This window comes from Staphylococcus caeli, assembly GCF_900097965.1.
GTDB classification, from domain to species: domain Bacteria; phylum Bacillota; class Bacilli; order Staphylococcales; family Staphylococcaceae; genus Staphylococcus; species Staphylococcus caeli.
Map to the genome: position 1 here is coordinate 243135 of NZ_FMPG01000002.1, position 24753 is coordinate 267887.

A 24753-nucleotide genomic window follows, 5' to 3' on the forward strand; every position below is an offset into this window, starting at 1 on the left:
ACGTTATAATGTAAACAGGAGAGGTTACTTTGTATAATATCCAAAATATCGTCGCAAAAAATATTGCCGACTATAGAAAAAAGCACCATTTAAGTTTAGATAAAGTTGCGAATGCTACTGGTGTCAGCAAAAACATGTTGAGCCAAATTGAAAAAGGCAATTCAAACCCAACCATTACCACATTATGGAAAATTGCAAATGGGCTTCATATTTCTTTGTCCCAGCTAACATCTCTACAAGATGATCATATCGCATTTATCGATGAATCAGATATTATCCCTATTATTGATGAGCATGTAACTATCTATCCTTATTTTCCATATGATGAAAGCAAACATTTCGAGATGTTTAAAATGGTGATACAACCTAATGGTAAAATGCATTCTGAGCCACATCATGCCGGGTCAGAAGAGTACATCATCGTCAACGAAGGCACTTTAGAAATCGAAGTAGATGATAAATCATATATAATTAATAATCATCAAGCATTCCGTTTTAATTGCGATGTCCAACATAGTTACTTTAATCCTGGTAACACAAGTACAGTACTGACCTCTACAATGTATTATCAATAGCTTAAGTTTAGAAATGAATTAAGTGTCAGGACTCGAGAATCCTGACACTTTTTTTGGAACTCTTATATATTTTTTTACTTTAACTTCGTTTCAGTGGGAGAATGATATACTAAATCACATTTACATATACTTCATTACAATGTTAACGTTGTCATATGATAGTTTTAAATTCATTATGGAGGTGTTCTTAAAGATGGCGAGTAATAACACGCACAATTTGAAAAATTCAAGTCACATCCATAATTCTGATTTTTGGCGCGCTAAAATCGCTGTGGTAGGCCTATACTTGTTGTTAGCGTTAATGTATTTATCGTTTATGTTCGATCTCGAACGTTCATTTTTTTCTCCATTTACTATCGGTGGTATTCTATTAGTTATAGTTATAGGATGTAGAATGGCAGTATCTCCATTTAATGTAGACAAAGTTAAGGTCGAGGTTAGTGATCCTAAAATTTATCGACGTGTACTTAAGTTAAAATTCAAAAAAAGAGTTTTCTTTTTAATCATTGCGTTATCTTATATGTATTTGGTAAATGCAATTGTAGCACCATTTCTCGCAGGCAACCCAACACAATTTTACGATTTCAATTTTTTAATTTCATGTATTCCTCCTACCTTAATTGTATTATTAACAGCTAATAAAGATTCTAGAATAAAACTGAACACTGAAGGGACTGACGATAATGAAAAATGATAAATTATTACAACTCATTCCCAACTTCCACCTTTCGAATCCAGATCAAAAACATCAATTATTACACGTATATGCCATAAGTTTGAAATGGTTATTACCTGGCATTTTCATTATTTCTTTAATAGATCTTATTGTTGAAATATTTCTCGGTCATATGCCATTTTTAGGTATATTAGGTATGCTGTTATTTATAATTTTAATCATCATCGTAACCTATAACCTCAAAAAACAAAAAAGAAGGTGAATTCCAATCATTAACCTTGGAGTTCACCTTCACTCTTTATCTCAATAACAACTTACTTTTCTGTGTCATTTCTGTAACTCAAATCCCAACCGATATCATACTTATCTATTAATTTTGCATATTTTGCGCCCCAGAACATATCGTCCAATTCCATTTGAACTACGCCATCTTTTTTCAAGTGTTCATATACTTCTCTGATAGCTGCTTCACTATCAAATTCTAGTACAATATAAACATTACGGTCTTGAAGCATTGTGTTATCATCTTTTGGTATATCAGAAAGCATAAATATTTGTCCGTCTACTTCTAGCTGACTATGAATAATACGTTCTAAATCTTCTGCAACTGTTTCATTTGCTTCGCCATATGTCATGACACCTTTTATTTTTCCATCTAAAACCTCACTATAAAAATTCAAAGCTTCTCGACATGTACCGTTAAAAAACAAATAAGGTGATACTGTTTTTAGCATCGTGACACTCCTTTATTTAATATATATCACTTTTAGACTTCCCTAATTAAGACACGTTTAGTCTTAATAATTTTAAAAATTAATCCCTACCGAAGTCTTATATATCAATTATCAATTCGAAAATTTTTATAAAAATGAAATTTTAGACGTTCTTATAAGAACTTTTCTATATAAAAGGCAGATTCTTCAATTGACTTGTATTCCGTATTAATGACTGTCGCATTTAGCTTTTCAAATATGATTTCAGCATAACTTAATTCATCTTTAATTCTCTCAATACTATTATAATTTGTCGGACCGTGTAAACCCAAGACTTTCACACGTTCATTTCTTATGTTCAGAATATAATTGGGACTCGCCGTTAAACCAAATACTTTTAGTTCTTTTAGTTTAAATACTTCATCTGGAATATCAACTTCAGGTACTAACGGTATGTTTGCAATCTTATATCCTTTATTTGCTAAGTACATACTTAATGGGGTTTTAGACGTCCTTGAAACACCTACTATAAGCGCATCGGCTTCACCAATATCTGTAAAATGCTTACCGTCATCATATTTCACAGAGTATTCCATTGCCTCTATACGTTTAAAATAGTGCTCGTCCAATTTGCGTAAAGCACCACTTTCCAGTATGGGCTCACAGTTCGTGCGATGTTGAATAATATCAATTAAATCCGACATATAATCTACATATGGAATATTAGCTTCCTGTGCAAATTTCTGTCCAACTATATTGAATTCTGGGTTAACCAGTGTTGTCACAACGACTGCATTACGTTCCTGTGCAATTTTCAATATCTGTATCAATTCATCCTTACTTTTAATAAAAGGGAATTTTTTCATTTCGATTTGTGAGATATCAGGAAATTGAGTTAACGTCGCATGAATCATACGTTGAGCCGTCTCGCCTAATGAATCTGAGATAATAAATAACTTAAGTTGCGGATCCATCGCATTATTTAGCATACTTATGACTGACCTCCACTTCACACTGCGCTGTTGAAAGTAATGCTCCCGGCACTCTAAACGGCGAGCATGATACATAATCAATATTGAGCTTATTGAAATATAGAATCGATTTATGGTCGCCGCCAAGTTCCCCACAAACACCAATTTTTATTTCAGGATTCACGGCTTTTGCTTGTTCAGTAGCCATTTTAACAAGATTACCTACACCCTCAATATCTAATGTTTGGAAAGGATCTTTTGCTAAGATACCTTTGTCAGCGTATTCACCTATAAATTTACCTGCATCATCACGAGAGAACCCAAATGTTAACTGAGTTAAGTCATTTGTTCCAAAGCTCATAAAATCGCATTCTCTAGCTAATTCACCAGCAATCAAACATGCACGTGGCGTCTCAATCATAGTTCCAATGCTATAATCAATCGACTCTTTCGCTTCTTGTTGTATTCTATCAATACGTTCATTAATATTTGTTTTTAGTATCGAAAATTCAGCGACCGTTGATACTAAAGGAATCATTATTTCTGGCTGACATGCAATGCCTTGAGCTTTCAATCGCAAGGCACTTTCAATAATAGCTTCCACCTGCATGAGATAAAGTTCAGGATACGTGATTGCCAACCTACATCCTCTGTGGCCGAGCATAGGGTTCACTTCATTTAAATTTTCAATCAATTGTTCTAACTCATTAATAGGTACTTCCAGTTGATTAGCAACAGCTTGTTTGTCTTCTTGTGAATTTGGCAAAAATTCATGCAGTGGTGGGTCCAATAAACGTATAATTGTTGGTCGGTCACCAGAAAGTTCCAAGATTTTTTCAAAATCAACAACCTGGTATGTCTTAATTTTATTTAAAGCAGTTATTCGTTGATCATGCGTATCTGATAAGATAAATCTTCGCATCTCTACCAGTCGTTCAGGTGCAAAAAACATGTGCTCTGTACGTACAAGGCCAATACCTTTTGCGCCAAATTGATATCCAGCTTGAATATCTGGAACCGTTTCAGCATTCATGCGCACATCTAATCTCGCTTTGGATGCTGACCACTTCATAAACGTTTCAAAGGCCTCACTACTCTCTGCCTCTATCGTTGCTATTTCGCCTTTATAAACATCACCCTTCGCTCCGTCAACGGATACAATGTCCCCTTCGTATAACGTTCCACCTGGATAGTTTACAATTTTATCTGTTACGTTAATTTCTATGTTGGAGCATCCTGTCACGCAACATTTACCCATACCACGTGCCACTACAGCTGCGTGTGATGTCATGCCACCATGTGTTGTTACAATAGCTTCACTCGCAATCATCCCTTCAATATCTTCTGGGGACGTCTCAGGTCGCATTAAAATGACTTTATTTCCTTTTTCTGACTCAAACTTTGCATTTTCAGCTGAGAAAACAATCTTCCCACTCGTTGCACCAGGACTCGCTGGCAATCCCATATCAGAAACCAAAACTGCTTGTTTTAAAGCACCCTCATCAAAATTAGGATGTAATAGTTGATCAATAGACTTAATATCGACACGTTGAAGCGCTTCTTCTTCTGTTATAATACCTTCTTCAACCAAATCAACAGCGATTTGTATAGCTGCTCGTGCTGTACGTTTTCCACTACGTGTTTGTAAAATGTACAATTTTCCATTTTCAATAGTAAACTCAATATCTTGCATGTCCTTGTAGTGCATTTCAAGTTGCTGTGATACCTCTACAAATTGTTGATACACAGTAGGCATCTGACCTTTGAGCGTATCAATGTCTTTTGGTGTACGTATTCCTGCTACAACATCTTCACCTTGTGCGTTCAACAAATACTCTCCAAACAACTGTGCTTCACCAGTCACAGGATTACGTGTAAATGCTACACCCGTACCACTCTCTTCTCCACTATTACCAAATACCATTTCTTGAATATTGACAGCCGTTCCAATATCATGTGGAATTTCATTTAATTCACGATATATACGTGCACGCTCATTGTCCCAAGATTTAAAAACGGCTTCAATAGCTTCCGTCAATTGTTTAACAGGTTCCTGTGGAAATGGTTTGTACACTTTTTCTAGATAAATAGCTTTATAATATTCACAAATATCTTTTAAACCTTCAGCTGGAATATCTGCATCATTTTGATATCCTTGTTGTTTTTTATATTGGTTAAAATATTTATCAAATGAGGCCATAGGAATGCCGTACACTACTTCTCCAAACATTTGCAACAATCTGCGATAACAATCAAAAGCAAATCGTGCATCATTCGTTTTAACTGCTAATTTTTTTACATTTTCGTCATTTAAACCCAAATTTAAAATTGTATCCATCATACCCGGCATTGAAATTTTTGCACCACTACGTACAGATACAAGTAACAACTCCGTGTCCGAAGAAAATGATTTTTGACTCCTTTGAGAAAACGCTTCCAATTCTGTGTATAATTGTTTCATTAATGTGTCTGAAAGTTTTGCACCTTGTTTCAAATATTCAATACATGCTTCAGTAGTTATTGTGAATCCATCCGGTACTGGTAATGATAATCGCTTCATTTCAGCCAAATTTGCACCTTTACCACCTAATAAATCTTTCATTGATTTTTGTCCTTCATCAAATGCATAAATATATTTTGCCATACTCTTTCACCTCAAATAATTATTATGTCATACTATTTTTAATAGAGTATGTCACATTAATACAAAAATGACAACTAAAATATTAAAATTAAATGGCATAGATTTATTTTTTTGTCTATTACTTTATAAATTCTTCCTACTTACTACAAAAAAGACCTCTAATAACAAAGTCCATTGTCATTGAGGCCTTCTTTCATATTAATACCAGTTCTTACTACCTTTATTCCCCCATATTGTATGATATTGCTAAATAAATATTTTAAGAGAGTTCGCATATCAATATCACTCTTACTGTTTTATTTTAGACGTACACAATTTTTGGAAATCATTCTATTTCAAAAAGCTTTTGTTTAAACTGGTGAAATTTTAGTGGTTGTATAAGTAGGTGAAATAGATAGAAGTAGTGAGTTACTTAACAGAGTGTTAGATATTAATGGGAGGTAGCAACGTACTAAAAATAGCACTTAAGTAGGATTTTCCAAGGAATATTTTTTGTTTTCACAACATAATCTAGTTTTTTATTTAATTTTATTGGCGAGAAATACATCTAATTCAACATTTCATTAGAATAAAATTAATTATGTCATTTAAATGACCAATTCTGATAGATAGTTTAATTCACAATTTTTAGAAATATAAATTAATCATAATACCTATACATATTGTTCACTTCCATTCATTTCAAAGTGCATCACTGATACGATATACAATGATACGAGCTATTACTTATTAACTCATTTATGGCACCATTTCAGACATGAAAATTCAGATTAAGAACAAAACGTTTTGCATCTACGAAGATTATTATTTCATATTTTATAGAATCATTTATTAATAACTTAATTTTATTATATTATTTAGCGTGTAATTTGTAAAGTAGATATTAGTGATTCACTATATTTTAGCTTACTATTTTATATTGTTTATAAATTATATTGTCCAAACTTTCACTAAATCTTGGTTTTTAATACTACAATTTATTACATCTATAGCTTTGTTAAAATTTCAATAAAGGCTACAATAAAGACAAATAATTTTAAGATTTATAACAAGGAGGATACTTAAATGAAGATTATTTTAGCTCCTGACTCATTCAAAGGAAGTATGTCCGCTACAGAAGTCGCTACTTATATGTCACAAAGTATTTCCGAAATTTATCCGCAAGCTGATGTACATGCGTTGCCTGTTGGGGATGGTGGCGAAGGTACCATGGAGTCTTTAGTCAATGCGACCAACGGAACATTTCATTCAGTTAATGTTACAGGCCCACTTGGAAATCAGGTCAGTGCGCAGTATGGTGTTTTAAATGATGGCAAAACATGCGTCATAGAGATGGCCGAAGCTTCGGGGTTAAAACATATACCAGACAACTGTTTGAATGCTATGGATAGCACTACTTTTGGAACCGGTGAATTAATTCTTAATGCATTAGATAAAGGCTTCCGAAATTTCATCATTGCACTTGGTGGTTCTGCAACAAATGATGGAGGTTCTGGAATGCTTCAAGCGCTTGGAGTAAAACTTTTAGACAATCAACAACAAGAAATTAATTTCGGTGGTGCTGCATTAAAAGATCTTAAAGTAATTGACTTAACCTATTTCGATCAACGCATTAAACATTGCAATTTCACTATTGCTTCAGATGTTCAAAATCCACTTATTGGTCCAAATGGCGCTTCTCATGTTTTCGGTAAACAAAAAGGGGCTTCAATGGCACAAATAAGTCAACTTGATAGTAACTTAGAACATTGGGCAAATTTAATTGCTGCTGAAACTAAGATTCGTATTCATAATACACCTGGTGCTGGCGCTGCTGGTGGATTAGGTGCTGCTTTCAAGGCATTCTTCCCTAATCAATTTAAAGAAGGTATTCAAGTCGTCATTGACTATACAAATTTAGAACAACATTTAAAAGATGCTGATTTAATTATTACTGGAGAAGGTAAAATCGATTTTCAGACATTTTATGGAAAAACACCTCTAGGCATTGCAAAGTGTGCAAGAAAGTTTAATGTACCCATCATTTTTATCGGTGGTACAGTTGATATAGATATTGAGCAATTGTCAGATTTAGGTGTCATTAGCGCTTTTAGTTTAACTGATAGACCTCTATCACTAGCCGACACTATTCAAAATTCAGAACAACTTATCACAAAAGTCACTAAAAATATCATCAAAACATTTTTTCATAACACAACATTTTAATAGATTTTTTCCATTATCAGTGTAAATAATTTTGGATGTTTAACTTAAATGACAATGAGATGATAAAAATCAACTTTATGCACATTGGTTTTTATCACCTCACTTTTTATTTATATGATGGTCCGACTTTTATATTTGCGCTTTCTAAAGCTTGTGTTAATACTCCCATAACATTAATACTATGTTCTAATTGTTGTTGAGCCAAATCAAAATTTTCATCGTTAATCATTTGGGCAATTTTCACAAATTCCTCGTGCATGCGGTGGTTATGGGGATTGACTTGATATACTTGTGTGCCTCCATTATTATATTTCAATTCAAATACCTTCAGCTCATTGGTCGGACCTTTAATATTTATATTTCCAGCGTCCCCTTGAATATATGACTGATTATCAGAATTTGAATCTTTAGCACCAATACAGACTACTTTCATATCTTTATAATTCATTTGTAAAATACCTGATGTATCAATTTCATTTTCAATATTCGCTGAGTATGTTACAGCATCTGGTAGTCCAAACAAACCAACGGCTAAATGTATGTTATAGACATTAATATCCATTAACGCACCGCCACCTTTAGCAGCGTCGAATGCTGGCTGAATTACGCCGTTTTTAAAATCATCATAACGTGACGAGTATTGAGAATAATTAAGTTGAGCAATTTTACAATTCCCTAATTCAGTAATAGATTGCTTTAAGACTTCATAGTTACTTAGATAAATATTTGTGATTGCTTCGACAATCATAACATTGTGTGACTCAGACAATACTTTTAATTCAAGCAGTTCATCTTTTGTTAACGTAAACGGCTTTTCGCATATTACATGTTTATGCTGTTGAATTGCTTTCTTCGCATAATCAAAATGTAAATGATTAGGAACAGCAAGATAAATCACTTCAGTACTTCCGTCTTGTAAAAACAAATCATAATCCTCATATATCGTTTTGATATTAAACTGTTTTTGTAATTGTTCTACATTTTCTGGATTTCTGCCCGATGATACAATACTTTGAATTGTGTAATCTGGTATTTGCTCTATTACTGGCAGCGCTTCTTTCACTATTTTCCCTGCACCTACTATTCCAATATTCATGTCTTTTCTCCCTTTATCTTCATTTTATGTTTAGTTTTACTTTTATTTCTTATTATCGTTGCAAGTGTATTAAAGTATCTGCTTTGTCCGTAAAAACACCGTCAACACCCCAATTTGCCAATTGATTTGCACGTAATTGATTATTTACTGTCCATACATTCAACGCATAACCTGCATTTTTTATTTCTTTTACACGTGCTTGTGTAAGTTTAGTGTCTTCAATATTCACGATATTTGAATTACAGAAGTTTAATAACGTTCTCCAATCTTTGCCAAACCCACTTGCCTTAAAAATTAATGCTCTTTGATATTGTGGCATAATACTTTCAGCTAATTTTAATAAATAAATATTAAAACTAGAGATTAATACTTCTATCTGAGAGTCTAATGATTTTAATATTTCTGATACTTGAGTAACCATACTTTCTGATAATTCGCTGCCATTCGGACCACTAACGCCCTTCAACTCAATATTTAAATTAATTTTTGTGTTGTTAGCTAAATCTATAATCTCCTTTAAAGTAGACAAATGTTCCGCTTCATATTCATTACCAAACCAGCTACCTGCCGATGCGTGTTTTATTTCATTGTAATTTAGCTGGCTCACTTCACCAACCATGTCTGTTGTGCGATCTAGGTAATCATCGTGAATAATAACTAATTGCTCATCTTTTGTTATTGCAACATCTAATTCAATCCATTTTAAATCTGATACAGATGTCGCTTTTTTAAATGAAGCAAGTGTATTTTCAGGAGCTTTACTTGGCAATCCTCTATGTCCATAAATAGTAAACATCAAACCATCCTCTTCAACTAATGTTACAGTAATTATGATATTAATTTATTTATTTTTCAAATTATATATTAAGTACAGATAATATACCTATATTTCAAAATTTTTCTATGAAGCAAATAAAATACTTCCTACAAGTTAACATGTTGCCTATACTTGTAGAGTGTATTTAAAATGGTTGTGATTTCCTAATTATTGCACCTGATTTAACGCATCTTTGATATCATGATCGCCAGATTGTATGAAAATAGACGCTCTTTGAAGTGAATTTATGTCTAAAGCTTGTACTAAAGTTGTTGCAACATCTTCACGTGCTATCGTATAACTATTCGGAAACCACTTCTCTTCCTTATATACATGCGCATAAATTAACTTTTTTATTGTGCCTAAAATCAATTTATTAAATTCCACTTATTTTCTATTAATATTTCACATAAATTCTATACATTTTTATATTATGCGTTTCATGCTACCATTAAGTTATTATATTAAGTGAGGTGAGATGCAGTGGAAAATTTTAATAATGTTTATGTAGAAAAAGGTACAAAACCTTATTCAAAAATTATCATTGCACTGTTCATAGCTGGTTTCACTATTTTTTCAATTTTGTATAGTGTTCAACCACTAATACCTCACTTTACGAAATCATTTAACGTCAATGAAACCATAGCGAGTTTAGCATTATCTGCTTCAACCATTTCATTAGCTGTTGCAATGCTATTTTTCGGAGCAATATCAGAAGTAGTAGGACGTAAACCTATTATGGTTTTCTCTGTTATTTCTGTCTCTCTCTTAGCGTTATTACAACCATTCATCCTAGATTTCAACACATTTTTAATAATCAGACTGATTCAAGGCATATGTTTAGCGGGTTTACCTTCAATCGCTATGGCTTATATTGGAGAAGAAATCTCACCACGTCATTTACCAGAAGCTATGGGCATCTACATCAGTGGAAATGCATTTGGTGGCGCTTTTGGCAGAATATTCACAGGTTACATTTCTAGTATTTATGGTTATCAAATAGGTTTGATTTCCATTGCCATTTTAAGTGTGATTGCCACCGTTATTTTCATATTTTTATTACCATCATCCCAACATTTTAAAAAACAAAATTTGTCTATAAAATCTTTATTAACAAGTTACCTTAACCATTTGAAAAATATAAAATTATTAAAACCGTTTATGATAGGATTCTTACTTTTAGGTTGTAATATAGCGGCATTTAACTATATTGGATTTGCCCTCGCTGAAGAACCATACCACTTGCATGCTTCAGTTATTAGTTTCGTTTATTTATTATTTTTAATTGGCATGATCTCATCAATATTAAATGCTAAATTGCGTTTAGCACTTGGTACATTAAATGCTTTAAAATTTTGCATTTTGACACTTATTTTTGGGATCTGGTTTACGCTCATACCTCTATTACCTTTTAAAATAATTGGTTTGGCATTTAGCGTTTATGCATTCTTTAGTGGTCATGCTATTGCAAGTTCTGTAGTAACAACTCGGGCAGAAGATCATAAAGCACAAGCATCAAGTCTTTATTTATTATTTTATTATATTGGATCCTCTGTTGGTGGCACATTAGCTGGTATTTTCTACAGTTTTATTCAATGGCCAGGTGTCGTAATAATGATTACTGGATTTATGTCCATTGCTTTCATTATTTCATTAACAATTAAGCAAAATAAAAAGAACTGATTCGAATCAGTTCTTTTCTTCATTCTTAAACTTTTCAAAACTATAAAAACTACTAAGTAAGCCAATAGTAAGAATAATCGCAGCGAAAATCAAAGCAGCATCATAGTTTCCTTCATTACCTATTAATAGACCTGAAATTGCAGGAGCAATCATCTGTCCTAAACTGTAAATCACTGTTAATGAGGCTACCAAGTTGAGATTACTATTATGTTGAAACATGAGTGCTTGTGCCTTGGACATATATAACGTAGTTAATCCTAAAAACGTAGAGCCAAATAATAACGAACTAATCACTAGGCTTGGTATATTTTCTAAGAATACTGGCATTATCACACCGATAATTTGTAAAACAAAAGCAAGATATATTGCTTTTGCATGCCCCAATTTCCCAGCCATCATTGACCATAGCACTGCTGAAGGAATTGCACCTAAACCTACAAACATCCAGCTTAATGCAGCGTAATCTGCTAAATCAGGTATCGCTTTTACTATAGCAACTAAGAAAGTACCCGTAATAATGTATCCTGCACCTTCACAAAAATAAGAAATTGAAAAAACAAACACAAATCGCTTATTTAACTTTTCACTATTTTCATGTTGTTTTATTTCTTTATTTTGTGACTCTTCTTTATTTGGATTATTATCCTTCAAACCAACAATAGCAAAAATCCCTAATAGCAATGAACTGATTCCTAAAATCATCCAAGTCATTTCCCAGGAATTTTTATCAGTATATAAGTAAATAAAAATACTGCTTAAAAAGATACCCACACCAATACCACTATATAGCAATCCAGAAATACGATTTTTATTGGCAATTCTTAATGCTTCAAGTGTAACATTCGATGCTAGTACAAACACTGCGCCACTAGTTATACCTGAGATGAGTCTTAGTATAATCCAAACTGTATATTCATTAAAAGTCCCCATAAAAATTGTAGAAACAATATTAATAATTAAGTATATTTTTAAATCAGTAGCTTTAGTAAATATAATAAACCAGATTGGAATAATTGCACCAATTAAATATCCTAAATAATTCATTGTTGCCAAAATACCCGCACTTTGATCATTCATATCGCTACTTTGTTGCATAAAAGGCATTATCGGGGTATATGCAAAACGCCCTATTGCCATAACAATGAACAAACAAATCATACCTAAAATCAATTGTTTATATGCCTTTTGCATATAACTCCACACCTTTCTTTTTCTTCTTTTTGTATAAGCTACGACAAATACTTTAAATATTCAATCGCATAATATTACCGGTGCCTCATTATGATTTTTTATTTCACTGTCTAATTGTCTCTTTATGATTTTACAACTCCATCTTATGTAATACTACCTTATACTACTGTAGAGTAAAATATTAAATATGAAACATTTACTTATATACATTTTAATATCGCATTATATATTATAAGCATGAACAATTTCACTAAAAAAGTGACACCCTATTTTGAATTTTTCCAAGAAAAGTATCTAATTAATAAAACTTGAACTTTGCTGGATTAATATCATTTAATAGAATGTCACTCTTATTTTTTATTATAGTTAGAAAATCATGAAATTAGTTTTCTTTTTTGTCTTTACGGCGTTTACCAAACAATATAAACGAACCTAGCATTGCAAAAATAGAACCCCACAATCCATTTTTATAATTATCGTTTGTACCTGTTTTTGGTAATTGTTTCACATCGTTGTAATTATGGCCGAATTTTCCATGATTAGTATTTATTTCGTCCGAGTTATTTTCAATTACGCTATTTTCATTGTCATTATCCAATGGACGTTGATTTTGCGTAATGTGTGAATGTTTGTGATTACTTATATTGTTAGGATTATTGCTTTTAGCTCCGTTAATTATATCTGAGTCTTCATGGGTGTTTTTTATTTTATCTGGGTTTTTCGCTTCACCATTTTCAATAATTACTATTGATATTTGTGATTTATTACCACTAACATCTTCAAGAAATACTTGAACTTCATCCCCTGGTTTAAGTTCTATTTTTTCTGGTACGCTAATTTCAAAATGACCTTGACTATCTACTTTACCTAACAGTACTTGATTATTAGGTAAAGTTACAATGACTTTTGCATTTGGCTCACCTTGACCAGTTATTTGTTTATCATTGTTTTTCACTTTATTGATAATTGGAATATTAGGCGCTGTCTTATCTATCACAATAATTTCTGTTTTTGGTGATATATTGCCAGCTCTGTCTTTAACTGAAACAATGACTCTCTCATTTCCTGTTAAAATTACTCCTTTTGGTAAATTAATAGTGAATATTCCTTGATTATCCGTTTTACCAATTACATTATTTCCATTTGGCAAAGTAATAATAACAATTATATTAGGTTCTGCTTGGCCAGTTATCTGTTTATCCACACTCGTGAAACTATTTACTTGTGGCGCATTTGGCGCTGTCTTATCTGCCACATTCTTCATTGTTACAGCTGATTCATTGCCAGCTACGTCGGTCGCTTTTACTGTTACTTGACCGCCATTATTTAAAGCTTTTTCTGGAACTTTCACCGTATAGTGTCCTTGGTCATCTGCTTGTACACTTACTTTTTCTCTAGTTGGGAATGTAATCTCTACTGTTGATTTTGCTTCTGCTTGTCCTGTGATTTCGTTATCATTACTTGTGAACTCATCCATTGTTGGAGCCGTCGGCGCTGTCTCATCTCCCACATCTTTCGTTGTTACTGATGATTCATTACCGGCTGTGTCTGTTGCTTTTGCTGTTACTTCTCCGCCGCTATTTAGCGCTTTTTCTGGAACTTTCACCGTATAGTATCCCTGATCATTAGCTTTACCACTCACCTTTTGGCCATCTGGGAATGTAATCTCTACCGTTGATCCTGGCTCTGCTTGACCTGTAATTTGGTTATCGTTACTTGTGAACTCATCCATTGTTGGAGCCGTCGGCGCTGTCTCATCTCCCACATCTTTCGTTGTTACTGATGATTCATTACCGGCTGTGTCTGTTGCTTTCACACTCACTTGACCACCGTTATTTAGCGCATTTGTTGGTACATCTATTGTATAACGACCTTGATTATCAGCCTGCACACTTACTTTTTCTCCAGTTGGGAATGTTACTTCTACCGTTGATTCTGGTTCTGCTTGGCCTGTGATTTGTTTGTCATTACTTGCGAACTCATCCATTGTTGGAGCCGTCGGTGCTGTCTCATCTGCCACATCTTTTGTTGTTACTTCTGATTGATTGCCGGCTGTGTCTGTTGCTTTTGCACTCACTTGACCGCCATTATTTAAAGCTTTTTCTGGAACTTTCACTGTGTAATGTCCTTGGTCATCTGCTTGTACGCTTACTTTTTGGCCCTCTGGGAACGTTACTTCTACCGTTGAATTTGGCTCTGCTTGACCTGTGATTTGGTTATCGTTACTTGTGAACTCATCCATTGTTGGAGCCGTCGGCGCTGTCTCATCTCCCACATCTTTCGTTGTTACTGATGATTCATTACCGGCTGTGTCTGTTGCTTTCACACTCACTTGACCACCGTTATTTAGCGCATTTGTTGGTACATCTATTGTATAACGGCCTTGGTCATCTGCTTGTACGCTTACTTTTTGGCCAGTTGGGAACGTTACTTCTACCGTTGAATTTGGCTCTGCTTGACCTGTAATTTGGCTATCATTACTTGTGAACTCATCCATTATTGGAGCCGTCGGCGCTGTCTCATCTCCCACATCTTTCGTTGTTACTGATGATTCATTACCGGCTGCGTCGATTGCTTTTGCTGTTACTTCTCCGCCGCTATTTAGCGCTTTTTCTGGAACTTTCACCGTATAGTATCCCTGATCATCAGCTTTACCACTCACCTTTTGGCCATCTGGGAATGTAATCTCTACCGTTGATCCTGGTTCTGCTTGGCCTGTGATTTGGTTATCATTACTTGTGAACTCATCCATTATTGGAGCCGTTGGCGCTGTCTCATCTGCTACATCTTTTGTTGCTACTTCTGATTCATTGCCAGCTGCGTCAGTCACTTTAGCACTTACTTGACCACCATTATTCAATGCATTTGTTGGTACATCTATTGTATAACGACCTTGATTATCAGCCTGCACACTTACTTTTTCTCCAGTTGGGAATGTTACTTCTACCGTTGAATTTGGTTCTGCTTGGCCTGTGATTTGTTTGTCATTACTTGTGAACTCATCCATTGTTGAAGCCGTCGGCGCCGTCTCATCTGCTACATCTTTTGTTGTTACTTCTGATTCATTGCCGGCTGTGTCTATTGCTTTTGCACTCACTTGACCACCGTTATTTAATGCTTTTTCTGGAACTTTCACCGTATAGTGTCCCTGATCATCAGCTTTACCACTCACCTTTTGGCCATCTGGGAATGTAATCTCTACCGTTGATCCTGGTTCTGCTTGGCCTGTGATTTGGTTATCGTTACTTGTGAACTCATCCATTATTGGAGCCGTCGGCGCCGTCTCATCTGCTACATCTTTTGTTGTTACTTCTGATTCATTGCCGGCTGTGTCGGTCGCTTTCACACTCACTTGACCACCGTTATTTAGCGCATTTGTTCGTACATCTATTGTATAACGGCCTTGGTCATCTGCTTGTACACTTACTTTTTGACCATCTGGGAACGTTACTTCTACCGTTGAATTTGGCTCTGCTTGACCTGTGATTTGGTTATCATTACTTGTGAACTCATCCATTATTGGAGCCGTCGGCGCTGTCTCATCTGCCACATCTTTTGTTGTTACTGATGATTCATTACCGGCTGTGTCTGTTGCTTTTGCTGTTACTTCTCCGCCGCTATTTAGCGCTTTTTCTGGAACTTTCACCGTATAGTATCCCTGATCATCAGCTTTACCACTCACCTTTTGGCCATCTGGGAATGTAATCTCTACCGTTGATCCTGGTTCTGCTTGGCCTGTGATTTGGTTATCATTACTTGTGAACTCATCCATTATTGGAGCCGTTGGCGCTGTCTCATCTGCTACATCTTTTGTTGTCACTGATGATTCATTACCGGCTGTGTCTGTTGCTTTTGCTATTACCTGACCACCGTTATTGAATACTCCTGCAGGTACCTCTACTGTAAAATGACCTTGATCGTCTGCTTGTGCGCTCATTTTTTGACCATTTTGAAATACTATTTCTACAGTCGATCCTGGCTCTGCTTCACCTGTAATTTCTTTATCATTACTTGTAAAATCGTTCATCGTTGGTGCTTCTGGTGCTGTTATATCTTTTACTATAATGGGATTAGACTTATTACTTATAAAACCATTTTTTTCTGCAATAGCTGTTAAAATAGTACCTTCTTTTAATGTTTTTTTTAGTTCTATTGATTTCTTAGTCTCACCTTTATTTAGAACTGTTTTTCCAATTACATTATCATTTTCATCTTTTATAATTATAGTCGATCCTTCAACACCATTAACCTCTATAGAAGTACTTTGATCATTTAACGGTTCTATTGTTGGTTTTAACACTTCTTTGATATTAATTACTTTGAAAGTATTTACTTCATCATTACTATAGTTTGGTGACTCAATTGCTATTGTATATGTTCCTGCTTTTAATTTCGGTATTTCTACTCTGAAACCGCCATTATCATTTAAGCTACCTGTGCTTATCAAGGTTCCATTTTCATCTAATATTTTTACTTTTTGATTTGGAGCAAACAAGTCTAGTTGAACTTTTCCTTCTACAGCTGTATCTTCTGTAGTTATATCGTTAGCCATAGGTTTTCCTACAAGCGGTGATGTTTCATAGCGAAGCACTTCATCTCCATCATTTTTCCCATCACCATCACTATCATTATTGAAAGGGTCTGATTGTGACTTATGAATTTCAAAATTATCTGTTAGTCCATCTTGATCTAAATCTTGAATGTAGTATGTCGATGATCCAAAAGTATTTTTTATAATGCCGCCATTTCGGTCAGTGAAATAACCGTTGAAAGCAAAATCTTCTTTTATTCTAGTTGTACTTCTAATTAAATTGCCATTTTCATCATATTTAGCATCTCTAGTAAGTATATTATTGGGACTTTGGTTATATTTTATAACTATTCTTATACCTACTGTTTCTGGTAATGAATTATTAAACTCAATTAACTTGTTTAAATCACTATCTGAAATAGATCCTCTGCCGTTTTTATCTATGGCTAAATCTGCCACTTTATTTTTTTCATAATAAACCTTATCAAAACCACCTACACCTCTAAAGTCATAACGATGTAATTCAATAGAACCTATAAATGGTATTAACGTAGGGTCAATTTGGTAATGATATCTCCATTGTTTATTTAATTCTGAATCAATAATCGGTCCACCATAGCTAAATGTTCCATTTTTGAGAATCTGTTGGTCAATTGTAACACCGCCAAATTTACCAATAGTTGAGTCATATTGTAATGAGCCACTACTGCCTTTAAAAACACTATTAGCAACAGAAGAATTTGAAGGTACAATGTTGTTGATTAATGTTTCAGATGGCGTTAAAAAGTATCCACTTGTTTCAGAAGTTTGGATTTTCTTATTTTCAAGTGAATCTTTAACGTATATTAAATAATTTAATTTATCAGTGTGGTCCTTCATACCCTCTAATATATTTCTTACAGTATCATCAAGTTCAATAACACCGTTTTCTGCAGTATATTGACTTAATATCTCTGCTCCACCAAATAATCCACCGTTCGCTCGTATAAAGTTAACTTGCCAAATATTAGTTAATTTACCTTGCTTATTTGCTAATCGAACCAATTCTACTGGTGAAGTACGACCAGCTGGATTTATTTTTATTTTTGTAACATGATTTGCAAGAACAGGATCTAACTGAAGGTCTATTTTATATCTATCTCCTGAATTAGCACCTGTTAAGTAGCTATGAATTTGGAAAGGAACAGATTTTCCATCTAAAACTTTTTTAGTTGTTAAAGCATCTGGTTGGAAAATTAGCGTTTGGAAAGTATAGTTATCCGAATAGTCTAATGCTTCTAAAGAACTATCTTCAGTCAAATCTCTGTTACTTCTCACACCAATAGGACTGTATAATCTTGATTCAGCTATTTTATTGTTTAAATTTATTAGTTCTTTGTTACTCAATTTTATATTTTCTGGGCTTACATTATTTACATTACGTTCACTTACCTTTAAATTTTGACTCAGATTTTCTTCTGAACTTCTATTATCTACAGTTTCTTTAGCAATAAATTCATTTTTTCTTCTTAAATTATTTTTACTGTTTTTATCATTTACTTTTGTTGATTCTATGATAGACTTTTGGACCTTTGAATTGTTATTAAGTTCATTTTTCCTTAAATTTAAAGCATCAAATTGATATTCATCTTTTTTATCTACTTGTTTTTGATTATTTTTTATTTCTTTATTTATAGTACTATCATTCAACTGATTTTCTTTAAAACTACTTTCACTTTCTGAACTAATTACTTTATCACTAGTCATCGCATAATTATTATTGTCATGAGATTGATTATTTAAATCAGTTTCCGTATTATTTGTACTTGTGTCATCTTTAGAGTTTAGTATTTTATTACTACTATTATCTAAAGTATTGTCAGTAGCTACATTTTTTTCGTTATTTTCTTTTTCATTATCAGTACTTATTTTTTCATCGATTCCTTTAGTTACATCTCCTCCTTTTAATTCTGATGCCTGAACATCATTTGAAAAGCCAAATACTAATATACTTCCTACTAACAAGGAAGCTGTTCCAATTGAAAGTTTTCTAATAGAATATTTATTCATTCTATTTGGGGTAAAATCTTGATCATTTTTCATTGGTTTCCTCCACTTAATGTATTATTACTTCCAGTTAAAGGTTACCACAATTATATAAACTTTTTAAGAGTTATATTTGAATTTCTATAAAAATATTAATTATTTTATGAATAGTTTCACTGTATTTAATTTTTAGTTTTTCTTATATTTTAAAAAGCAAAAAACCAACTATGTTTCATAGCTGGCTTTTAGTATTTTTCATTTCAAATATTTATTATATTCTATTGTTTCTATATTATTTGTAACAATTACATCTGCATGCAATTTATTTGTTAAATATCTACTTACTTCACATACTGCATTTACATTTAAGCTTTCAATTTCATTCATTTCTAAAAAAATATAATCTATTACACCAGTTTCATTATTAGTTTGGATGAGTAATTCTTCAATGTGTGATAATAAAATGCTTTTATAATCCTTAGATGGAATTGCCACAACTCTAGAATTAATCGGCTCTTCATTCTGATTTCTCAAATAAAATAACGTATTCCCTCTACTATATTGAATGATAATAAACATAGATATCCCCCAGTTAAAATCCTTCTAATATTATATTTTACACATTATACACAATCGATAAACATCTTTAACTAATTAAGAGCAATTGTTTTAAGATTAGTATAAGTTTATTATTCTGGATTTTCGACTTAACATTTGAATTCATAGTTATAATTAAAAAGGCCTTTCATCCAAGAAAAGATGAAAGGCCAAATTTTAATTTAATTCTTCAAAATAACTTACTTATCTTCGTCTTCTTTTCTACGACGCTTAGCAAATAATAATATTGCTCCTAATCCTGCAAAGATAGATCCAAATAATGTACCATTGCGGACTTCATCTTCACCCGTTTCTGGTAATTCATTTGCTGAATTTTGTCTACCACTATCATTTATTTTTTGTGGTTTTGTTGGTTCTTTAACAGTATTACTTCCATTATTTGGTTCTTCTCCCGTACCTGGATTTTCTCCCGTACCTGGATTTTCTCCCGTACCTGGATTTTCTCCCGTACCTGGATTTTCTCCCGTACCTGGATTTTCTCCTGTACCTGGATTTTCTCCTGTACCTGGATTTTCTCCCGTACCTGGATTTTCTCCTGTACCTGGATTTTCTCCTGTACCTGGATTTTCTCCTGTACCTGGATTTTCTCCTGTACCTGGATTTTCTCCTGTACCTGGATTTTCTCCTGTACCTGGATTTTCTCCTGTACCTGGATTTTCTCCTGAAGTTATTACTGTTGTAACAGTACTTTCAGATACATTTCCATCTTTATCTGTTGCTGTTATAACTAACACTTCTCCACCTTTTAAGTCAACATTTGTTGGAATATCTATTGTGTAGTTTCCTTCATCATCTGCTGTTCCTGTTGCTGTTGTTCCGTCTGGGAACGTTACTGTTACTGTTGAACCTGGTTCTGCTGTTCCTGAAATTTGTGTATCGTCACTTGTTACTTCATTCACCGTTGGTGCTTCTGGTGCTGTCGTATCTGTAACTGTTGTTGTTGCTTCATCCGACACATTTCCATCTTTATCTGTTGAAGTTACGTTTAACGTTTCCCCACCTTTAAGATCAACATTCGTTGGGATGTCTATTGTGTAGTTTCCTTCATCATCTGCTGTTCCTGTTGCTGTTGTTCCATCTGGGAACGTTACTGTTACTGTTGAGCCTGGTTCTGCTGTTCCACTGATTGTTGTATCGTCACTTGTTACGTCATTCACCGTTGGTGCTTCTGGTGCTGTCGTATCTGTAACTGTTGTTGTTGCTTCATCCGACACATTTCCATCTTTATCTGTTGAAGTTACAACGATATTTTCATCGCCTTTTAAGTCAACATTTGTTGGAATATCTATTGTGTAGTTTCCTTCATCATCTGCTGTTCCTGTTGCTGTTGTTCCATCTGGGAACGTCACTGTTACTGTTGAACCTGGTTCCGCTGTTCCACTGATTGTTGTATCGTCACTTGTTACGTCATTCACCGTTGGTGCTTCTGGTGCTGTCGTATCTGTAACTGTTGTTGTTGCTTCATCCGACACGTTTCCATCTTTATCTGTTGAAGTTACAACGATATCTTCATCGCCTTTTAAGTCAACATTTGTTGGAATATCTATTGTGTAGTTTCCTTCATCATCTGCTGTTCCTGTTGCTGTTGTTCCATCTGGGAACGTTACTGTTACTGTTGAACCTGGTTCTGCTGTTCCTGAAATTTGTGTATCGTCACTTGTTACGTCATTCACCGTTGGTGCTTCTGGTGCTGTCGTATCTGTAACTGTTGTAGAGGCATTTTCAGATACATTTCCTGCCTTATCAGTTGCTGTTGCAGTAAGCGTTTCTCCACCTTTTAAATCAACTTGATCTGGAATTGCAATAGTATAGTTTCCTTGTGCATCTGCAACACCTGTAACAGTTCCATTACCAGGAATTGTTACCGTTACTGTTGAACCAGCTTCCGCTGTTCCACTGATTTGTGTTGATTCACTATTTACAGTATTAATTGTTGGCGCATCAGGTGCCGTAGCATCTGTAACTGTTACAGTATTTGAAACGTCACTTACTTTACCATTTAATGACGCAGTTGAATTAAGCACTGTACCTGCCTTAAGTGGTTGACTTAAATTAATTGTTGCTGCTGCACCGTTTGCTGGTATAGTGACGGTACCAATGACATTATTATTACTATCTTTTACAGTAATTGTCGCACCCGCTGTACCGTTAACTGTTAACTGTTTATCATTATCATCAACAGGATTAATCGTTGGTGCAGGTACTTTTGATACATCAATAATATTAAATTTGCTCACTTCGTCGTTATCGTAATTTGGCGAATCAATTGCTATTGTATATGTACCTGCTGGTGATTTTGGAATAGAGACTGAGAATGTGCCATCTGCATTTACTGTTGCCGATCCTACAGTTACACCACTCGCATTAATAACTTTTGCAGTTTGAGTTGCTGCACCAGTTTTTAAAGGAACTGTTCCTGTAACAACAACGTCATCAGTAGTAACATCAGCCGCGACAGGTGTACCAACTAATGGTGAAGTTTTGTATTTTACAACTTCATCTCCATCATTTTTACCATCACCGTCAGTGTCATTGTTTTCAGGATCACTGAATGATACTTGACGTTCATATCTGTCTAAAAGACCATCTCTATCATAATCTTGCAATGCTAATGTTGCAGTACCCATAGTATTATTGATAAGTTTACCTGTACTATCTGTTAAGTATCCGGCAAAAGTGAAATCTTCTTTCTGCCTAACTGTTTCACCAATCAAATTACCTTGTGCATCATATTGTGCATCTTGTGTCAAAATATTATTTGCACTTTGATTTAATTTCAATACAATTCTTATACCGACTGTTTCTGGTGTTAAGTTATTAAATTCAATTAAATCATTTAAATTTGAACTTGTAATTGTTCCATTGCCATTTGCATCAAGCGTCAGAGTCGCTACTTTATTACCTGCGATATACGTTTTATCAAAACCACTTAATCCCTTATAGTCTAGTGAGTGTAATTCAGCCGTATCGATATAAGGTAATAAATCTTTATCAATTTGGAAATTATAACTCCAACCTTTTCCTCTTGTATATGTGAAGATACCGTCTTTCATAATTTGCTGATCAACAATAAACCCACCATTTGTACCTATTGTCGGATCAAATGTTGCAGAACCTGTACTTGCTTGAAATGCAGTTTTACTGTCACTAGAAACATTATTCTGTAACTGAATTAAATCTGCATCCGTTTTTGTTAAGAAATAACCACTACTTTCTGATGTTCTTACTATTTTGTTCCCTTCTGAGTCACGTACATACATTTGGTAGTTAAGTTTGTTATTACTTAAATCTCCAGCTGCTTTCAGGATATTTTCAACTGTGTCATCCAATTCTATTCTACCGTTCGTAGCTTTATATTGAGATAGAATTTCAGCTCCACCAAACAGACCGCCGTTCGCTCTGATGAAATTAATTTCCCAAATATCAGTAAGGTTACCATTTTCATCACGTAATCTAGTAAATTCTACAGGTGTTGATCTACCTGCTGGATTAGCTGTGATTTTTGTTACATGGTCTGCAATTAATGGATCTAGTTTCAAATCAATTTTATATCTATCACCTGAGTTTGCCCCTGACATATAACTATTTATATCAAACGGTATATAATTCCCTTTTAAAATTGTGTCTGAATCTAATGGCTTAGGATTAAACATTAATGTTGCAAATGTGTAGTTATCCAAATAACCTAATGATTTTTCGACTTCTTCACTTTGATCTACAGCTGCTGCAAGTGCTGTTGGCGTTGCCATTGCACGAAACATTGTACGCGTTGGTGTCGCTAAAGTCTCTGCACTTTTTTGACTATTGACTAATGTTATTAAAGACGCTTTTAAAATTTCAACATTAATTTCTTCTGCTGTTGCAGTGTCATAATTAATGTCAGCGTTGTCCATTATTTTTTGTGCTTCCGCATCAGATACTTGACTATTTAAAAACGATTCAACAGTTGCTTCTTTATTTTTTGAAGAACTTAATTTTGTTTCCAACGCAGATTGTTTTGCTTTTTTAACTGTAGTTGTTGTTTGTTTTGATGTTTTTTTCTTATCTGCTGTAGCCGTTGTTTTTTTAGTTTGTTTTTTGTTAGTTGCTTGTTCCTGTTTAGGTGTTTCTGTAGCAGTTGTGTCGTCTTTACTTTGCTGTTTTGTTTTATTATCTGTTGTTACATTTTCGCTAGTTGATTGTTCTTTTGAAGGTGTTTCAGTTGTAGTATCAGGACTTTGTTCTTTTGTTGTATTTGAATCACTCTTATCTGTTTGTGTTTCCGTTGAATTATCTTTCGTAGGAGTTTCTTCCGTTGAAGTTTGTTCTTTTATTGGAGCTTCTGTTGTTGGAGTTTCTGTTGTTGAATCTTCATTTGTTTTTTCTACAGAAGTTTCTGATGTATCTTCTGAAGCACTATTTTCTGTATCTAGATTATTCGATTCATTCGAAGTTGTAGTTTCATTTTCTTCTGATGATTGAACCACATCTTCAGAAGATGTATTTTCATCAGCAGCTTTTATGTCCGATATATCTAAAGCTTCACCCTTATTATCTTTTGCATTATTATCTGTAATAGAATCTAATTCTGCTGCTTGAACTTCACTTCCTACACCAAATACTAATGTTGCTCCTACTAGTAATGATGCCGTACCAACTGTAAATTTTCTAATAGAATATTTATTTAATCTATTAGGTAAAAACCCTTGTCTGTTTTTCATCTTTTCCCACCTCAAAATAAAGTTTATACAATTTAATATTATTCAATTCAATAAAAAAAATCAAGAAGTATCTTACGTTTCATTTAACCATTTTTTTAATTTTGCACAATTATCAGAAAATAATCATATTTACTAACCTTAATAATACTTGCACAACATTGCATTTAACATAATTAATTTTAACATTAACAAATCACTTTTATATACAAAAACATTCGTTTATTGAAAATAATTTACTTTTGAATATCATTTTCGTAAAGTTACTAACATAATGCACTCAAATCAGAGTAAATCACAAAATCAAAAAA

At 33.7% G+C, this 24753-nt stretch carries 15 protein-coding genes; 5 read left to right on the forward strand and 10 right to left on the reverse strand.

The features are described from left to right. The first annotated feature begins 29 nt into the window (after positions 1–29). From BJS11_RS04045 to BJS11_RS04055, 3 genes are all read left to right on the forward strand, one after another. The gene (locus BJS11_RS04045) at positions 30–575 is read left to right on the forward strand and encodes a helix-turn-helix domain-containing protein (protein WP_069994674.1); all 546 of its coding nucleotides are present in this window, start codon (positions 30–32) and stop codon (positions 573–575) included. Positions 576–768: 193 nt separating this feature from the next. After that, complete coding sequence (locus BJS11_RS04050; RefSeq protein ID WP_069994676.1) at positions 769–1269, forward strand: hypothetical protein; 501 nt, start codon at positions 769–771, stop codon at positions 1267–1269. Next, positions 1259–1513 (forward strand): hypothetical protein, encoded by a 255-nt coding sequence (locus BJS11_RS04055; RefSeq protein WP_069994678.1) that lies wholly within the window; start codon positions 1259–1261, stop codon positions 1511–1513. The genes BJS11_RS04050 and BJS11_RS04055 overlap by 11 nt, the downstream gene beginning before the upstream one ends. Positions 1514–1565: 52 nt before the next feature. Here BJS11_RS04055 and BJS11_RS04060 read toward each other — a convergent pair whose 3' ends face one another. From BJS11_RS04060 to ppdK, 3 genes are all read right to left on the reverse strand, one after another. Next, positions 1566–1985 carry a VOC family protein gene (locus BJS11_RS04060; RefSeq protein ID WP_069994679.1) on the reverse strand — a complete coding sequence of 140 codons (420 nt, stop codon included), beginning with the start codon at positions 1983–1985 and terminating at the stop codon, positions 1566–1568. Positions 1986–2137: 152 nt separating this feature from the next. Next, complete coding sequence (locus BJS11_RS04065) at positions 2138–2938, reverse strand: pyruvate, water dikinase regulatory protein (RefSeq protein ID WP_374699926.1); 801 nt, start codon at positions 2936–2938, stop codon at positions 2138–2140. Between the two features lie 4 nt (positions 2939–2942). Further along, on the reverse strand, positions 2943–5579 hold the full coding sequence (gene ppdK, locus BJS11_RS04070) for a pyruvate, phosphate dikinase (protein WP_069994683.1): 2637 nt from the start codon (positions 5577–5579) through the stop codon (positions 2943–2945). Between the two features lie 1065 nt (positions 5580–6644). Here ppdK and BJS11_RS04075 point away from each other — a divergent pair. Then, positions 6645–7784: a glycerate kinase gene (locus BJS11_RS04075; RefSeq protein ID WP_069994685.1), complete on the forward strand. Its 1140-nt coding sequence runs from the start codon at positions 6645–6647 to the stop codon at positions 7782–7784. Between the two features lie 106 nt (positions 7785–7890). On the opposite strand, the gene BJS11_RS04080 is transcribed toward BJS11_RS04075, so the two are convergent. The 3 genes from BJS11_RS04080 to BJS11_RS04090 all read right to left on the reverse strand — a co-directional run bounded on the left by BJS11_RS04080 (position 7891) and on the right by BJS11_RS04090 (position 10084). Next, positions 7891–8880: a Gfo/Idh/MocA family protein gene (locus BJS11_RS04080; protein ID WP_069994687.1), complete on the reverse strand. Its 990-nt coding sequence runs from the start codon at positions 8878–8880 to the stop codon at positions 7891–7893. 52 nt (positions 8881–8932) lie between these two features. Further along, positions 8933–9676: a glycerophosphodiester phosphodiesterase family protein gene (locus BJS11_RS04085; RefSeq protein WP_069994688.1), complete on the reverse strand. Its 744-nt coding sequence runs from the start codon at positions 9674–9676 to the stop codon at positions 8933–8935. 189 nt (positions 9677–9865) lie between these two features. Further along, entirely contained in the window at positions 9866–10084 is a 219-nt protein-coding gene (locus BJS11_RS04090; RefSeq protein WP_142351557.1) for a hypothetical protein, read from the reverse strand. 96 nt (positions 10085–10180) lie between these two features. Here BJS11_RS04090 and BJS11_RS04095 point away from each other — a divergent pair, with 96 nt between their 5' ends. Next, the gene (locus BJS11_RS04095) at positions 10181–11380 is read left to right on the forward strand and encodes an MFS transporter (protein ID WP_069994692.1); all 1200 of its coding nucleotides are present in this window, start codon (positions 10181–10183) and stop codon (positions 11378–11380) included. 6 nt (positions 11381–11386) lie between these two features. On the opposite strand, the gene BJS11_RS04100 is transcribed toward BJS11_RS04095, so the two are convergent. The 4 genes from BJS11_RS04100 to BJS11_RS04115 form a co-directional block, all read right to left on the reverse strand. Then, positions 11387–12571, reverse strand: coding sequence for a YbfB/YjiJ family MFS transporter (locus tag BJS11_RS04100; protein WP_069994694.1), 1185 nt, complete (start codon positions 12569–12571; stop codon positions 11387–11389). Between the two features lie 382 nt (positions 12572–12953). Beyond that, positions 12954–19184: an Ig-like domain-containing protein gene (locus BJS11_RS13260; protein ID WP_081333935.1), complete on the reverse strand. Its 6231-nt coding sequence runs from the start codon at positions 19182–19184 to the stop codon at positions 12954–12956. A 198-nt stretch (positions 19185–19382) separates the two neighbouring features. Then, a complete protein-coding gene (locus BJS11_RS04110; protein ID WP_069996717.1) occupies positions 19383–19706 on the reverse strand; it encodes a hypothetical protein in 324 nt (107 codons plus the stop codon). Between the two features lie 218 nt (positions 19707–19924). Next, complete coding sequence (locus tag BJS11_RS04115; protein ID WP_081333936.1) at positions 19925–24445, reverse strand: Ig-like domain-containing protein; 4521 nt, start codon at positions 24443–24445, stop codon at positions 19925–19927. Positions 24446–24753: the final 308 nt, after the last annotated feature.

Excerpts from the sequence above, each read along its gene's own strand:
- BJS11_RS04080 (WP_069994687.1), bottom strand. The coding sequence starts at position 8,880 with ATGAATATTGGAATAGTAGGTGCAGGGAAAATAGTGAAAGAAGCGCTG.
- BJS11_RS04115 (WP_081333936.1), bottom strand. The coding sequence starts at position 24,445 with ATGAAAAACAGACAAGGGTTTTTACCTAATAGATTAAATAAATATTCT.
- BJS11_RS04100 (WP_069994694.1), bottom strand. The coding sequence starts at position 12,571 with ATGCAAAAGGCATATAAACAATTGATTTTAGGTATGATTTGTTTGTTC.
- BJS11_RS04055 (WP_069994678.1), top strand. The coding sequence starts at position 1,259 with ATGAAAAATGATAAATTATTACAACTCATTCCCAACTTCCACCTTTCG.
- BJS11_RS04110 (WP_069996717.1), bottom strand. The coding sequence starts at position 19,706 with ATGTTTATTATCATTCAATATAGTAGAGGGAATACGTTATTTTATTTG.
- BJS11_RS04075 (WP_069994685.1), top strand. The coding sequence starts at position 6,645 with ATGAAGATTATTTTAGCTCCTGACTCATTCAAAGGAAGTATGTCCGCT.
- ppdK (WP_069994683.1), bottom strand. The coding sequence starts at position 5,579 with ATGGCAAAATATATTTATGCATTTGATGAAGGACAAAAATCAATGAAA.
- BJS11_RS04060 (WP_069994679.1), bottom strand. The coding sequence starts at position 1,985 with ATGCTAAAAACAGTATCACCTTATTTGTTTTTTAACGGTACATGTCGA.
- BJS11_RS04050 (WP_069994676.1), top strand. The coding sequence starts at position 769 with ATGGCGAGTAATAACACGCACAATTTGAAAAATTCAAGTCACATCCAT.
- BJS11_RS04065 (WP_374699926.1), bottom strand. The coding sequence starts at position 2,938 with ATGGATCCGCAACTTAAGTTATTTATTATCTCAGATTCATTAGGCGAG.
- BJS11_RS04085 (WP_069994688.1), bottom strand. The coding sequence starts at position 9,676 with ATGTTTACTATTTATGGACATAGAGGATTGCCAAGTAAAGCTCCTGAA.
- BJS11_RS13260 (WP_081333935.1), bottom strand. The coding sequence starts at position 19,184 with ATGAAAAATGATCAAGATTTTACCCCAAATAGAATGAATAAATATTCT.